The organism is Bradyrhizobium sp. 147 (assembly GCF_023073935.1).
In the GTDB taxonomy this organism is placed as follows: Bacteria; Pseudomonadota; Alphaproteobacteria; order Rhizobiales; family Xanthobacteraceae; genus Bradyrhizobium.
In genome coordinates, this window is record NZ_JADPKL010000089.1 from 20,838 (window position 1) to 33,092 (window position 12,255).

At 65.1% G+C, this 12,255-nt stretch carries 14 protein-coding genes and 1 pseudogene; 7 read left to right on the top strand and 8 right to left on the bottom strand.

Annotation, left to right across the window (positions count from 1 at the left end; translation table 11 throughout):
• The first annotated feature begins 26 nt into the window (after positions 1 to 26).
• The 5 genes from IVA87_RS21145 (at position 27) to IVA87_RS21165 (ending at position 3,807) form a co-directional block, all read left to right on the top strand.
• Positions 27 to 842 carry an ABC transporter ATP-binding protein gene (locus tag IVA87_RS21145; protein WP_247334892.1) on the top strand — a complete coding sequence of 272 codons (816 nt, stop codon included), beginning with the start codon at positions 27 to 29 and terminating at the stop codon, positions 840 to 842.
• Positions 839 to 1,657: an ABC transporter permease gene (locus IVA87_RS21150; protein ID WP_247302676.1), complete on the top strand. Its 819-nt coding sequence runs from the start codon at positions 839 to 841 to the stop codon at positions 1,655 to 1,657. Before IVA87_RS21145 ends, IVA87_RS21150 begins: the two co-directional genes overlap by 4 nt.
• Entirely contained in the window at positions 1,657 to 2,646 is a 990-nt protein-coding gene (locus IVA87_RS21155) for a 2-hydroxyacid dehydrogenase (protein ID WP_247302678.1), read from the top strand. Before IVA87_RS21150 ends, IVA87_RS21155 begins: the two co-directional genes overlap by 1 nt.
• Complete coding sequence (locus IVA87_RS21160; protein ID WP_247302680.1) at positions 2,646 to 3,338, top strand: AprI/Inh family metalloprotease inhibitor; 693 nt, start codon at positions 2,646 to 2,648, stop codon at positions 3,336 to 3,338. Before IVA87_RS21155 ends, IVA87_RS21160 begins: the two co-directional genes overlap by 1 nt.
• A gap of 94 nt (positions 3,339 to 3,432) precedes the next feature.
• Positions 3,433 to 3,807, top strand: a complete 375-nt coding sequence (locus IVA87_RS21165) for a hypothetical protein (RefSeq protein WP_247276373.1) — start codon at positions 3,433 to 3,435, stop codon at positions 3,805 to 3,807.
• 17 nt (positions 3,808 to 3,824) lie between these two features.
• On the opposite strand, the gene radC is transcribed toward IVA87_RS21165, so the two are convergent.
• The 3 genes from radC to IVA87_RS21180 form a co-directional block, all read right to left on the bottom strand.
• Complete coding sequence (gene radC / locus IVA87_RS21170; RefSeq protein ID WP_247302681.1) at positions 3,825 to 4,538, bottom strand: DNA repair protein RadC; 714 nt, start codon at positions 4,536 to 4,538, stop codon at positions 3,825 to 3,827.
• An 89-nt stretch (positions 4,539 to 4,627) separates the two neighbouring features.
• Positions 4,628 to 5,446 (bottom strand): type I methionyl aminopeptidase, encoded by an 819-nt coding sequence (map, locus tag IVA87_RS21175; RefSeq protein ID WP_247302683.1) that lies wholly within the window; start codon positions 5,444 to 5,446, stop codon positions 4,628 to 4,630.
• Between the two features lie 118 nt (positions 5,447 to 5,564).
• Positions 5,565 to 6,878, bottom strand: coding sequence for a mechanosensitive ion channel domain-containing protein (locus IVA87_RS21180; protein WP_247302685.1), 1,314 nt, complete (start codon positions 6,876 to 6,878; stop codon positions 5,565 to 5,567).
• A 217-nt stretch (positions 6,879 to 7,095) separates the two neighbouring features.
• Here IVA87_RS21180 and IVA87_RS21185 point away from each other — a divergent pair, with 217 nt between their 5' ends.
• Both IVA87_RS21185 and IVA87_RS21190 read left to right on the top strand, forming a co-directional pair.
• A complete protein-coding gene (locus IVA87_RS21185) occupies positions 7,096 to 8,889 on the top strand; it encodes a potassium/proton antiporter (protein ID WP_247302687.1) in 1,794 nt (597 codons plus the stop codon).
• Between the two features lie 166 nt (positions 8,890 to 9,055).
• Entirely contained in the window at positions 9,056 to 9,316 is a 261-nt protein-coding gene (locus IVA87_RS21190; protein WP_247302689.1) for a PepSY domain-containing protein, read from the top strand.
• 26 nt (positions 9,317 to 9,342) lie between these two features.
• Here the strand turns inward: IVA87_RS21190 and modC are convergent, their stop codons facing one another.
• The 5 genes and pseudogenes from modC to IVA87_RS21215 form a co-directional block, all read right to left on the bottom strand.
• Positions 9,343 to 10,005, bottom strand: coding sequence for a molybdenum ABC transporter ATP-binding protein (modC, locus tag IVA87_RS21195; RefSeq protein WP_247302691.1), 663 nt, complete (start codon positions 10,003 to 10,005; stop codon positions 9,343 to 9,345).
• A 2-nt stretch (positions 10,006 to 10,007) separates the two neighbouring features.
• Positions 10,008 to 10,703 (bottom strand): molybdate ABC transporter permease subunit, encoded by a 696-nt coding sequence (gene modB / locus IVA87_RS21200; protein ID WP_247302693.1) that lies wholly within the window; start codon positions 10,701 to 10,703, stop codon positions 10,008 to 10,010.
• A gap of 13 nt (positions 10,704 to 10,716) precedes the next feature.
• Positions 10,717 to 11,502, bottom strand: coding sequence for a molybdate ABC transporter substrate-binding protein (gene modA, locus IVA87_RS21205; RefSeq protein ID WP_247302694.1), 786 nt, complete (start codon positions 11,500 to 11,502; stop codon positions 10,717 to 10,719).
• 189 nt (positions 11,503 to 11,691) lie between these two features.
• Positions 11,692 to 11,888: pseudogene (locus tag IVA87_RS21210) on the bottom strand (hypothetical protein); the annotation flags it as partial.
• Positions 11,885 to 12,094, bottom strand: a complete 210-nt coding sequence (locus tag IVA87_RS21215; RefSeq protein WP_247302696.1) for a TOBE domain-containing protein — start codon at positions 12,092 to 12,094, stop codon at positions 11,885 to 11,887. The pseudogene IVA87_RS21210 and the gene IVA87_RS21215, both read right to left, overlap by 4 nt.
• Positions 12,095 to 12,255 lie beyond the last annotated feature (161 nt).

Consider the following 12,255-nt stretch of genomic DNA (forward strand, 5'->3'; position numbering starts at 1 on the left):
CCGCGTCTCACAACAGCCTGCGACCAATGCTAGAGAGCTCAACCTCGCCCGCCGTCGAGGCCAGCCTGACGGCGCTCGCCATCAGCCTGCGCGGCGTGACGAAAGCGTATGACAACGGCGTCATGGCGCTCGGCCCGCTCGACCTCGCCGTGCGCAAGGGCGAGTTCATCTCGCTGCTGGGTCGGTCCGGTTGCGGCAAATCGACGGCGCTGCGGCTGATCGCGGGGCTCAGCACGCCCTCTTCTGGAATCGTGCGGGTGGCGCGCCGCGAGGGCGCGCCGCAGCCGGGCCGCGGCATCGGCTTCGTGTTCCAGGAGCCGACCCTGATGCCCTGGACCAGCGTGCGCGAGAACGTGCGGCTACCGCTGAGGCTTGGTCGCGTTCCGAAGGCCGAGGCGTGCGCGCGTGCCGAGGCGGCGCTCGCCAGCGTCGGGCTTGCCGATTTTGCCGATGCCTTTCCGCGCGAGCTCTCCGGCGGCATGAAGATGCGGGTGTCGCTGGCGCGCGCGCTCGTCACCGATCCCGATATCCTGCTAATGGACGAGCCGTTCGCGGCGCTCGACGAGATCACGCGCTTCCGCCTCAACAATGATTTGCTCGCGCTGTGGCGCAGCCTCGGCAAGACCGTCATCTTCGTCACCCATTCGGTGTTCGAATCAGTTTACCTGTCGCAGCGCGTGGTGGTGATGACGGCGCGGCCCGGCCGCATCCAGGCCGACCTCCGCATCGAGACGGTCGAGCCGCGGGGCGAGGAGTTTCGTACTTCAGTCGCCTATTCCGATTATTGCCGCAGGGTGTCGGCGACGCTGGCGCCGTCCTATGCGGGGCAATCGACGCTATGAACGTGCAAGCTGCCGTCACCGCAAAGCCGTCCGGCGCGCAACGTGCAATGCGCCTCGTGCCGCCCGTCCTCGTGTTCGCGGCCGGCCTTCTCGCCTGGGAACTGGTGGTCCGTATCAAGGAGATTCCGCCCTACGTGCTGCCGGCGCCCTCCGTCATCTTTCTGACGCTGATCAAGGACTGGGCGGTGCTGTCGCAGTCGCTCGCCACCACGCTTCTGACCACGCTCGAAGGTTTTGTGGCGGCGAGCATCGGCGGCATCGGGCTGGCGCTCTTGTTCAACCAGTCGAAATGGGTGGAATATTCGCTGTTCCCCTATGCCATCGTGCTCCAGGTGACGCCGGTCATCGCGATTGCACCGCTCTTGCTGATCTATCTGGAGCAGCAGACCGCGGTGGTGGTCTGCGCCTTCATCGTCGCCTTTTTCCCGGTGCTGTCCAACACCACGCTCGGGCTCAATTCGGTCGACCGCAATCTCGCCGGCCTGTTCCAGCTCTATGGCGCATCAAAGCCGCAGGCGCTGCGCTTTCTCAAGCTGCCCGCGGCGCTGCCCTACATCCTCGGCGGCTTGCGCATCGCCGGCGGCCTGTCGCTGATCGGCGCGGTTGTGGCCGAGATTGCAGCGGGAACGGCCGGTGCTGGCTCCGGGCTCGCCTACAGGATCGCCGAGTCAGGCTATCGATTGAACATACCCCGCATGTTCGCTGCGCTGCTTTTGTTGTCGCTCGCCGGGATTGTCATCTATGGGGTGCTGGCGCTAGTTTCGCACCTCGTTTTACGCCGCTGGCATGAGAGCGCGCTTGGAAAGGAAAACTGATGACCGCCGGTTCAATTTCGTCCGAAAAGATCGATCTTTTGATTTATGGACCAGTGCGGCCGATCCTCGAGAACGGGTTTTCCGACCATTTCGTCGTGCACAAGGCCGAGACGCGCGGTGACCTCGAGCGGCTGACGCCGGCGGTCCGCGACAGGATCCGCGGCGTCGCCGTGACTTATCACACCGTGCGCGCCGACAAGGATTCACTGTCGCAGCTGCCGAAGCTGGAAATGGTGGCGAGCTTCGGCGTCGGCTACGATCACATCGACGCCAAATACGCGGCCGAGCACAATATCATCGTCACCAACACGCCCGATGTCCTCACCGAGGAGGTCGCCGACGTTGCGATGGGCCTTCTCATCTCCACACTGCGCGAGTTCATCAAGGCCGATCGCTACGTCCGCTCCGGACTGTGGCAGACGCAGAACTATCCGCTCAGCGTCGGCTCGCTGCGTGACCGCAAGGTCGGCATCGTCGGCATGGGCCGGATCGGCCAGGCCATCGCGCGCCGGCTCGATGCTTCGCTGGTGCCTGTGGTTTACCATTCCCGCAACCCATCCAAGAATGTCTCCTACAAGCACTATCCTGATTTGATCGAGATGGCGAAGGCGGTGGACACGCTGATGGTGATCGTGCCCGGCGGCGCCAGCACCGACAAGATGATCAACGCCGAGGTGCTCAAGGCGCTCGGCCCGCGCGGCGTGCTCATCAACGTCGCGCGCGGCTCGGTGGTCGACGAGCCGGCGCTGGTTCAGGCGCTGAAATCAGGCAGCATCCTCGCCGCCGGCCTCGACGTGTTCGCGGCGGAGCCGAACGTGCCGGACGAGCTCAAGACCATGCAAAACGTGGTGCTGCTGCCGCATATCGGCTCGGCCTCGGTGGTGACGCGCAACGCGATGGATCAGCTCGTGGTCGACAATCTCAAGGCCTGGTTCGCCGGCAAGGCGCCGCTGACGCCGGTTGCGGAAACGCCGTTTAGGGGGCGCTGATGAGAGCTCTTCGAGGCGTTGCATTGATGATCGCGGCATGTGCTGCCGCGATCGATCCTGCGCACGCGCAGGATGCGGCGACCCTGAAGAAGCAGATGCCCGGGCAGTGGGAGCTCTCGACCACCGAGCGCAACAAGACCTGCGTCATCACCCTCAAGGGCGACGCCAAGGGCCAGGGTTTTAAGCTGGAGCTGGAGCCGGCCTGCAAGACCGCGCTGCCCTTCACCAAGGACATCGTTGCCTGGAACGTCCGGGGTCTCGACATCGTCCGCTTGCAGGACGCCACCGGTGAAGCCGTGATCGACTTTACCGAGGTCGAGGCCGGCATCTTCGAGGGCCTGCGCCAGGGCGAGGGTGTCTACATCCTGCAGGATCTCGCCGCGGCGCGATCGATGGCCAAATCGATGGACCAGATGATTGGTGACTGGTCGATGGTGCGCGGCAACGGCCAGCCGGTGTGTGGGCTGACGCTGACCAACACCGAGGCGGGCGCGGACAATTTCCAGGTCTTCCTCAAGCCGAAATGCGACGCGGCGATCGCGCAATTCAACCCGACGCAATGGCGGCTCGAGCGCGGTCAGATCCTCCTCATGTCGAAATCAGGCGAGGCCTGGCAGTTCGAGGCCGACGACAACGCGCAGTGGCGGCGCGTCCCCGATACCGCCGATCCCTTGCTCATGCTGCGTCAATAGGCAAGCCTTCAGCGCTGCCGAACAACGGGCGTGAACGCGGAACCGGCCGCCAGGGCAGCCGTTGACGAAAGAGCGATTTCGTTGGGAGATCCGCATGGCCAAGCGCATCCTCGCGATCGGCATTGAGCCCGGCAATGCGGATTATAGCGCATTCCCGCAGCTCACGCCCGAACATGTCCGCAGCTACATCGAGGCCCAGCTCCTGCGGCTGCGCGGTCTCGGCTTCGAGGTCACGAGCTGTCTGATCGATCTCGATGCGACTGCGGAGGCTGCCGTAACGGCGGCGCTGCGCGACGAGCGCTTCGACTGCATCGTGATCGGCGCCGGCCTGCGCGAGCCGAAGGAACGGCTGCTGCTGTTCGAGAAGGTGCTCAACCTCGTCCACCGCCTGGCGCCGGAAGCCGCGATCTGCTTCAACACGACGCCGGCCGACACAGTCGAAGCGGTGCAGCGCTGGGTCGAGCCATGAATTGACGTCCCGGCCTGCTAGATCAACCGCATCCCGCGCAGGCTGGCATGCCCGTTCCTGCCGACGATGATGTGGTCGTGCACGGAAATCCCGAGCGGCTTTGCGATATCGATGATCGCTTTCGTCATCTGGATGTCGGCTTGCGAGGGCGAGGGATCGCCTGAGGGATGGTTGTGCACCAGGATCAGCGCGGTTGCCGACAGCTCCAGCGCGCGCTTGATCACCTCGCGGGGATAGACCGGGGTGTGGTCGACGGTCCCGGTCTGCTGCACCTCGTCGGCGATGAGCTGGTTGCGCTTGTCGAGGAAGAGCAGGCGGAATTGCTCCTTGTCGGCGAAGGCCATGCTGGTGCGGCAATAGTCGATCACCTCGTTCCAGGACGACAGCGCGTTGCGGCTGTTGACGTCGCCTTTGGCAACGCGGTGCGCCGCTGCTGCGATCAGCTTGAGCTGGTTGATCGCGGATTCGCCGATGCCCTCGACCTCGCGCAGGCGCGCCACCGGCGCATGCACGACCTCGGCGAACGAACCAAAAGTCTTGATTAAGGTCTTTGCGAGTGGCTTGGTGTCGCGCCGCGGCAGCGCGGCAAACAGCGCCATCTCCAATAGCTCGTAGTCGCTGAGCGCATCCGCGCCCGCGCTGTAGAAGCGCTCGCGCAGCCGCTCGCGATGGCCGTGATAGTGCGGCGTATCCTCAGATTTGCTCTTGTCGTGGTCCGGCTTGGTGGGCATCGGCCGCCAGCATTGCCGCGGAACCGCAGTTTTGCAACCGTCAATTGCGATGGCAAACGCCGTTCATTGTAGGCCGGCGGCCCAAAGCCTCACCCGATCTGCTTCTCGCCGTGCCGCTCCGATAGCGTAAAGATCTCGACACCCGTCGCCGTGACGCCGACCGAATGCTCGAACTGCGCCGACAGCGAGCGGTCGCGGGTGACCGCGGTCCAGCCGTCCGAGAGGATTTTCACATGCGGCTTGCCGAGATTGATCATCGGCTCGATGGTGAAGAACATGCCGGGCTTGAGCTGCACGCCCTCGCCGGGCCGGCCGATATGGATGATGTTCGGCTCGTCGTGGAACATGCGCCCGAGGCCGTGGCCGCAGAAATCGCGCACCACGCTCATGCCCTGCGGCTCGACGAAACTCTGGATGGCGTGGCCGATGTCGCCGGTGGTGGCGCCGGGCTTCACCGCGGCGATGCCGCGCATCATCGCTTCATAGGTGACTTCGATCAGCCGCTCGGCTTTGCGCGCGATCGGGCCGACCGCATACATCCGGCTGGAATCGCCGTACCAGCCGTCGACGATGAAGGTGACGTCGATGTTGACGATGTCGCCTTCCTTCAGCGGGCGGTCGCCGGGCATGCCATGGCAGACCACGTGGTTGAGGGAGGTGCAGGTCGAGTACCGGTAGCCGCGGTACATCAGCGTCGCCGGATAGGCGTTGTGGCTGAAGGCGAAGTCGCGGACGAATTCGTCGATGCGCGAGGTCGGCACGCCGGGCCCGACGATATCGGTGAGCTCGTCGAGGCACTTGGCCACCAGCGCCCCCGCCTTGCGCATGCCGGCAAAGGCGCTCGGCCCATGCAGCTTGATCTGTCCGGTCTTGCGCAGGGAGGTCTCGGTGGCTTCGACGTAACTCATGCGGGCGCGATCTTCCAAAGGGGCTCGATGTCGGCGGAAAGGCCTGATTTCAGGCTCCAATCTAGTGATTGCGGGCCTTCATGCAAGCCAAGCGTGATGTTTGCGCGCGAAAGCGGGCCTAATTCGGGACTTCTACGGCCGTTTCGACCGGCAGGGCGCCGCGCACGCGGATTTCGCGGACGGGATAGGGAACCCGGATGCCCTCGCGCTTGAAGGCGTCCCACAGCGCCAGCATCACGTCGCTCTTGACGTTGTCCATGCCGTCGGGGTCCGCGATCCAGAATGTCAGCGAGAACTTCATGCCGGCCTCGGCGAACTCGGTCAAAATGCTGTTCGGCGGCTTGCCCTTCTGCGCGCGCGGGTGGGCGGCGGCGGTCTCGGCGGCGAGCTTGCAGACGAGGCGCGGGTCGGCGTCGTAATTGGTGCCGAAGGCGATCTTCACCAGCGTGTTCTTGTCGGTGTAGGTCCAGTTCACGACTTTCTGCGTCACCAGATCCTCGTTCGGCACCAGGAATTCGCGCCCGTCGCCGGCCGCGACGGAAATATAGCGCGTCTTCATCGCGCTGATCCGCCCGGTATTGTCGCCGATGGTGACGAGGTCGCCGGGCTTCACCGACTTGTCGGCGAGCAGGATGATGCCGGAAATGAAATTGGCCACGATCTTCTGCAGGCCGATACCGATGCCGACACCGACCGCGCCGGAGAATACCGCGAGCGCCGACAGATCGATCCCGACCGCCCCGAGCGCGATCACGATCGCGACCGCAAGCAGCCCAATGCGGATGATCTTGACCAGCAGCACCTGCACCGACGGCGTCAAATCGGTGGTCGCATTGATCCGGCTCTCGGCGAAATTGCTCGCGATGTTGGTCAGCCAGAGCGCGATCAGCAGCAGCGCGCCGGCCTTGAGCGCCAAGAGCGGGGTCAGGCGCAGGCCGCCGAGCACGATCGCGAAGGAATCGAGCAGCTCGACGGTCGCATCGAGCTGGCCGAGGATGGAGAGGGCGGCGATGAACCACGCCGTGATCGACACCAGCTTGACGATGAAGGCGTTGCGCAGCACCGAAGTGAGGAGCCGGATCACCAGCCACGCCAGTCCGAGCTTGGCCGCGACCATCAACAGGTAGCTGCGGCTCGGCCAGGTCGCGTGGTACATCACCACGCGCGAAATGATCACGAGCAGGGTGAAAACCGCGGTCGAGGCGCTCGCGACCATCACCCGGACGAAGTGCCGGAGCGGCAGCGGCCAGCGCATCGCCAGCGACGTCATGTCGAGGCGGCTGCGAATGGCGGCCTCCGCGGCATAGGCGATGCCGGCGGCGGCCAGGATGAGACCGAATTGCAGGTAGAACCAGGGTGAGGAGATTTCCGCCCCGACGCTGCGCCCGGTCGTCTGCACGAACTCCATGAAGTCCTTGAGGTCCATGTCCATCGGGTCGGTCTCGTCGGGAAAGCGGGCGGGAGGATTCTGATTCGAGGGCGCCGCAGAATCCCACAAAGGGCACGGCCGGACCATCGATACACCGCGAAGTGATGCGCGTTAAGGCCGCAAAATGCGGGCAGATTGCCGCGAGCGGGAGAAAATAGGTTGGCGCGCGAGTCCGCCGACGATAAGGATGCAAATCCAGCGATTTTTACCCGGAAGGTGGATGGCCTCCCTCGACTCCGTCAGCCTCGCCATATTGCTCGGCGCTGTTCTCGTCATGGCCGGCATCCTCTCGAGCCTGCTCGCGCTGCGCTTTGGCGCGCCATTGCTGCTTGTCTTCCTTGCGATCGGCATGCTCGCCGGCGATTCCGGGCCCGGGCAGCTCCAGTTCGACGACGTCCGCACCACCTATCTGGTCGGCTCGGTCGCGCTCGCCCTGATCCTGTTCGACGGCGGCTTGCGGACGCGCTTTGCCAGCATCCGCACCGTGCTCGCGCCCTCAGTGGTGCTGGCGACCATCGGCGTGCTGCTGACGGCGCTGATCACGGCGCCATTCGCGAAATACGCGCTCGATCTCAACTGGTCGGAATCGCTGCTGGTCGGCGCTGTGGTCGCCTCGACCGACGCCGCCGCGGTTTTTCTGCTGGTGCACACCCAGGGCCTGCGCCTGCGCCCGCGCGTCGGCGCGACGCTGGAGGCGGAATCCGGCACCAACGATCCGTTTGCGATCTTCCTCACGCTCATGCTGGTCGAGTACATCTCGCTCGGCTCGAGCTCGCCCGGCCATGTGCTGATGGAGTTCGTCCAGGAGGCGGTGCTGGGTGCCGTCGTCGGCGTGATCGGTGGACGCCTGGTCGTCATCGCGCTCAACCAGGTGGCGCTGCCGCAGGGCCTCCATGCGCCGTTCGTGACGACCGGCGCGCTCGTCATCTTCGGCGGCTCGCAGATCATGCACGCTTCCGGTTTTCTTGCGGTCTATCTCGCCGGAATCATTATCGGCAACCGGCCGACGCGCGCGCATAATTCGGTGGTGGCCTTCCTGGACGCCGCGACCTGGCTGGCGCAGATCGTGATGTTCGTGCTGCTCGGCCTCTTGGTCTCGCCGAGCCGGCTTGGCGCCAGCGTGCTGCCGGCCGTCGGCGTCGCGCTCGTCTTGATGCTGGTCGCGCGGCCGCTCGCCGTGTTCCTGTGCTTGGCGCCGTTCCGCTTCAACTGGCGCGAGAAGGTCTTCATCGCCTGGACCGGCCTGCGCGGCGCGGTCGCGATCTTCCTGGCCTCGATCCCGATGCTGGTCGGCCTGTCCAAGGCGTATCTCTATTTCGACGTCGCTTTCGTCGTCGTCATCATCTCGCTGCTGCTGCAAGGCTGGACGCTGGCGCCCGCCGCGCGCAAGCTGCACGTGGCGCTGCCGCGCGCCGAGCGCGGGCCGCGCCGCGTCGAACTCGATCTGCCGGGCCAGCTCGAGCAGCAGCTGGTCGGCTATCCGGTGCGGCCGAAGAGCCTGTATTTCCGCCGCGGCCTGATTCCATCCTGGTCCAAGCCGACGCTCGTCATCCGCAACGAGAATATCCTGACGCCGGTGGAGGCCGATCCAATCGCGCCCGGCGATTACATTTACCTGCTGGCGCCGCCGGAAAAGGCGGAGGCACTCGATCGCTTCTTCGTCGACATGCAGCCGAGCTCGGCGCCCGATCCGCATCTGCTCGGCGACTTCATGGTCTCGGGCGAGCACACGCTCGCCGAGCTCGCCGAGATCTACGGCGTGAAGGTCGACAAGGAGGAAAGTAAGCTGACGCTGGCCGATTATTTCGACGTTCATCTCGATCACGCGCCAAAAGAGGGCGCCGAGCTTGCGCTGGATACGATTGTGCTGGTCGCGCGCTCGATCTCCGGCGGCCGCGTCAACGTCGTCGGCCTGCGCTTGCCGGAAGAGGACGAGACCCCGGCGCCGCCGACCCGTGCGCAGGCGCTACGGCGCAAGCTCGCCGACGTCTGGGCGTCGGTGGCGGGGGTTTGACTTGGCTGTCGTCCCGGCTTTTGCCAGGACAATCACGATGAGGAACCGCCACCAAATCGCCGCAACGGCCGAAGATTTGCGCGATTTCGTGACGTCGAAACCCGGAACACTCTGCCATGCCGCTCGTTCTAAGCCGCGTAACAGCTTGGACCGACAGGAGTATGCCATGCGAAAGTTCATCCTTCCGATCGCAACAGCCCTCGCGCTCGGCGCTGCCGCACCGGCGATGGCCTACGATACCGGCGATCAGATCTCGATGCAGGTCGCGCTCGATGTCGCGACAGATCTCGGCGTCGTGACGGTCTCGCACACCAACTTCCTCGGCGACGAATGGGAGATTGATGGGCGGGATCGTGCAGGCCGCTGGATGGAAGTCTATGTTGACGCGAGGACCGGTGAGGTGCGCAACGTCGAGCGAGGCTGGTAGCTCTGAATGATATGGCCGCTGCGTCTTTATGTCAGCACCTTCACCCCGCCGAACGAGGTCACGCGACCCTGCTTCAGCATCACGATCTGCGTGGCGAGCTGGCGCAGCTCGGCGGCGTCGTGGCTGACATAGACCATCGGCACGTTGGCTTCATCGCGGAGCCGCATCAGATAAGGCAGGATCTCGAGCTTGCGGCCTTCGTCGAGCGCGCCGAGCGGCTCGTCGAGCAGCAGGAGGCGTGGCTTCGACAGCAGCGCGCGGCCGAGCGCGACGCGCTGGCGCTCGCCGCCGGAGAGCTTTCCGGGGCGGCGGCCGAGCAGGGCGCCGATGTCGAGCAGGTCGACGATGCGCTTGTGCTGGGCCGGATCGGGTGCGAGGCGGTTCATCTGCCGTCCATAGTCGAGATTCTGCGCGACATTGAGATGCGGAAACAGCCGCGCATCCTGGAAGACGTAGCCGACGCGGCGGCGCCAGGTCGGCACATGGATGCGGGCCGCGGTGTCCTCGACGGTTTCGCCATCGATCACGATGCTGCCGCGGTCGGGCCGCAACAGGCCTGCAATCATGTTGACCAGCGATGTCTTGCCGGCGCCCGAGGCGCCGAACAGCCCGATGACGCGGCCTTCGCTGGTGAATGACGCGTGCAGCGAGAATTCGCCGAGCTGTTTTTCGACATCGACATGCAGCATGGTCAATTCCCGTGCAGCCGCGCGGTGGCGCGGCGGGCGAACCACTCGGCCGCGATCAGAGCGCCGAGCGCGAGCACGATCGAGACGATGACGAGGCGTCCCGCCGCGGCGTCGCCGTCGGGCGTCTGGATCAGCGAATAGATCGCGGACGAGATCGTCTGGGTCTCACCAGGAATGTTGGAGACGAAGGTGATGGTGGCACCGAACTCGCCGATCGCCTTGGCAAAGCCGAGCACCATGCCGGCGAGCACGCCGGGCAGCGCGAGCGGCAGCGTCACCGTGAAGAACACCTTCCACGGCGCCGCGCCCAGCGTCTCGGCGGCCTGCTCGAGCCGGCGGTCGATCGCCTCGATCGACAGCCGCATCGGCCGCACGAGAAGCGGAAACGACATCACGCCGCAGGCGAGCGCAGCGCCGGTCCAGCGGAAAGAGAAGACGATGCCGAGATTGTCGGCGAGGAAACCGCCGACGAGACCGCGGCGGCCGAAGCTAAGCAGCAGCAGATAGCCGGTGACCACAGGCGGCAGCACCAGCGGCAGATGCACGAGTGCGTCGAGCAGCGACTTGCCCCAGAAATCGCGCCGCGCGAGCAGCCATGCCAGCGCGATGCCGAACGGCGTCGCCACCAGCGTTGCGATGACGGCGACCTTGAGCGAAAGCAGGATCGCCGTCCATTCCGCGGGTGAAATCTCGGACATCAAGCCGGAGATATCATGTGGTGGGGCTGATAAGGAACTTGAAGCCGTATTTCTCCAGAATGGTCTTGGCGGCCGTCGAGCGCAGGAAGGCGAGATAGTCGCTGGTCTCGCTTTTCGCGGTCGTGGTCGCGGCGACGGGATAGATGATCGCGGGATGAGAATCGGCCGGGAGGGTGCCGACGATCTTCACGTCCGGCTCGACCTTGGCGTCGGTCGCATAGACGATGCCGAGCACGGCCTCGCCGCGCGCCACCAGCGTCAGCGCGGCGCGCACGCTCTCGGCCATGGCGAATTTCGGCTCGGCGGCCCGCCAGGCGCCCAGCTTTTCGAGCGCAGCCTTGGCGTATTTGCCGACCGGCACGGATTTCACGTCACCGGTCGCGATCCTGCCGTCGCCGGCGAGCTTGGCGAGGTCGAGGCCTTGCGCGATCGTGACGTTGTCGACCTTGGAGTCCTTCGGCGCGATCAGCACGATGCTGTTGCCGAGCAGGTTGACCCGGGTGGATTCGTTGACGGCTTTCTTGGCGATGGCGTAGTCCATCCAGTCGGTGTCAGCGGAGACGAACACGTCGGCCGGCGCGCCCTGCTCGATCTGCCTCGCAAGCACCGAGCTCGCAGCATAGCTGACACTGAACTTAACGCCGGTCTTGGCGGTGTAGGCGGCGTCGATCTCGTCGAGTGCGTTCTTCATCGAGGCGGCGGCGAACACGGTGATGGTCTTGTCCTCGGCACTAGCGGGCGACAGGCTCGCGCCCGCGAGGATGCCGAAGGCGGTGACAAGTGCGGCAATACGAAACATGGATAGCGCTCCGTGCGAACTCGCGCGGTGACGCGCGCAAATTTGGCGTTGGGCGGGTCTGATGCGACGGGCGGACGCGCTGTTCCACGGAGCCCCACGGCGGCTTACGGCCAGGCAGGGATATCGCTGCCCAAAGATAGCAGGCACATGTCTTAGGTCAAAGGCGAGCGTTTGTCTAACCAGGCGCGCCTATTGCGCCGGCAGGATCGCGATCGAGACCGAATTGTCCTTGGCGCCGCTGGCCTGGAGCACGAAGAGCTGTGCCGACAGCTGATATTTCATGATCTTGCGGATGCCGTCGCAATCGGTCGCGCGCTAAAGGCCACGGGCTTGAGGACATGCCCGTCCTGGACCACGTCAACCCAAGCCCCGGCCGAGAGGGTCAATCCACGGCAATCATGACGTCGGAGGCCTTGATCACAACGGTGACCTTGCCGCCTGCCCTTATGCCGAGGTCGTCGACGGCTTCGTTGGTGATCGAGGACGTCACGATCGTGCCGTTGCCGATGTCGACGCGGATGTGCGAGGTCGTGACGCCCTTTGTGACCTCGACGACATTGCCCTTGATCTGATTGCGTGCACTGATGCGCATGGAGTTCTCGCGGTGGCTGGCGCACGGCGATAGCGCCGCGCGTGCGGACGGGATGGGCTGGAGCGGGATGCGCGTCCCGGCGGGTGTCGCACGCTTACGGCAGCGCGACGCTGCACCATAGCGCATTCGTGAGGTCATGGACCAGCCGCTGACAGAGTTTT

Coding starts and splice junctions, on each gene's coding strand:
- IVA87_RS21145 (WP_247334892.1), top strand. CDS start 27: ATGCTAGAGAGCTCAACCTCGCCCGCCGTCGAGGCCAGCCTGACGGCG.
- IVA87_RS21150 (WP_247302676.1), top strand. CDS start 839: ATGAACGTGCAAGCTGCCGTCACCGCAAAGCCGTCCGGCGCGCAACGT.
- IVA87_RS21155 (WP_247302678.1), top strand. CDS start 1,657: ATGACCGCCGGTTCAATTTCGTCCGAAAAGATCGATCTTTTGATTTAT.
- IVA87_RS21160 (WP_247302680.1), top strand. CDS start 2,646: ATGAGAGCTCTTCGAGGCGTTGCATTGATGATCGCGGCATGTGCTGCC.
- IVA87_RS21165 (WP_247276373.1), top strand. CDS start 3,433: ATGGCCAAGCGCATCCTCGCGATCGGCATTGAGCCCGGCAATGCGGAT.
- radC (WP_247302681.1), bottom strand. CDS start 4,538: ATGCCCACCAAGCCGGACCACGACAAGAGCAAATCTGAGGATACGCCG.
- map (WP_247302683.1), bottom strand. CDS start 5,446: ATGAGTTACGTCGAAGCCACCGAGACCTCCCTGCGCAAGACCGGACAG.
- IVA87_RS21180 (WP_247302685.1), bottom strand. CDS start 6,878: ATGGACATGGACCTCAAGGACTTCATGGAGTTCGTGCAGACGACCGGG.
- IVA87_RS21185 (WP_247302687.1), top strand. CDS start 7,096: ATGGCCTCCCTCGACTCCGTCAGCCTCGCCATATTGCTCGGCGCTGTT.
- IVA87_RS21190 (WP_247302689.1), top strand. CDS start 9,056: ATGCGAAAGTTCATCCTTCCGATCGCAACAGCCCTCGCGCTCGGCGCT.
- modC (WP_247302691.1), bottom strand. CDS start 10,005: ATGCTGCATGTCGATGTCGAAAAACAGCTCGGCGAATTCTCGCTGCAC.
- modB (WP_247302693.1), bottom strand. CDS start 10,703: ATGTCCGAGATTTCACCCGCGGAATGGACGGCGATCCTGCTTTCGCTC.
- modA (WP_247302694.1), bottom strand. CDS start 11,502: ATGTTTCGTATTGCCGCACTTGTCACCGCCTTCGGCATCCTCGCGGGC.
- IVA87_RS21215 (WP_247302696.1), bottom strand. CDS start 12,094: ATGCGCATCAGTGCACGCAATCAGATCAAGGGCAATGTCGTCGAGGTC.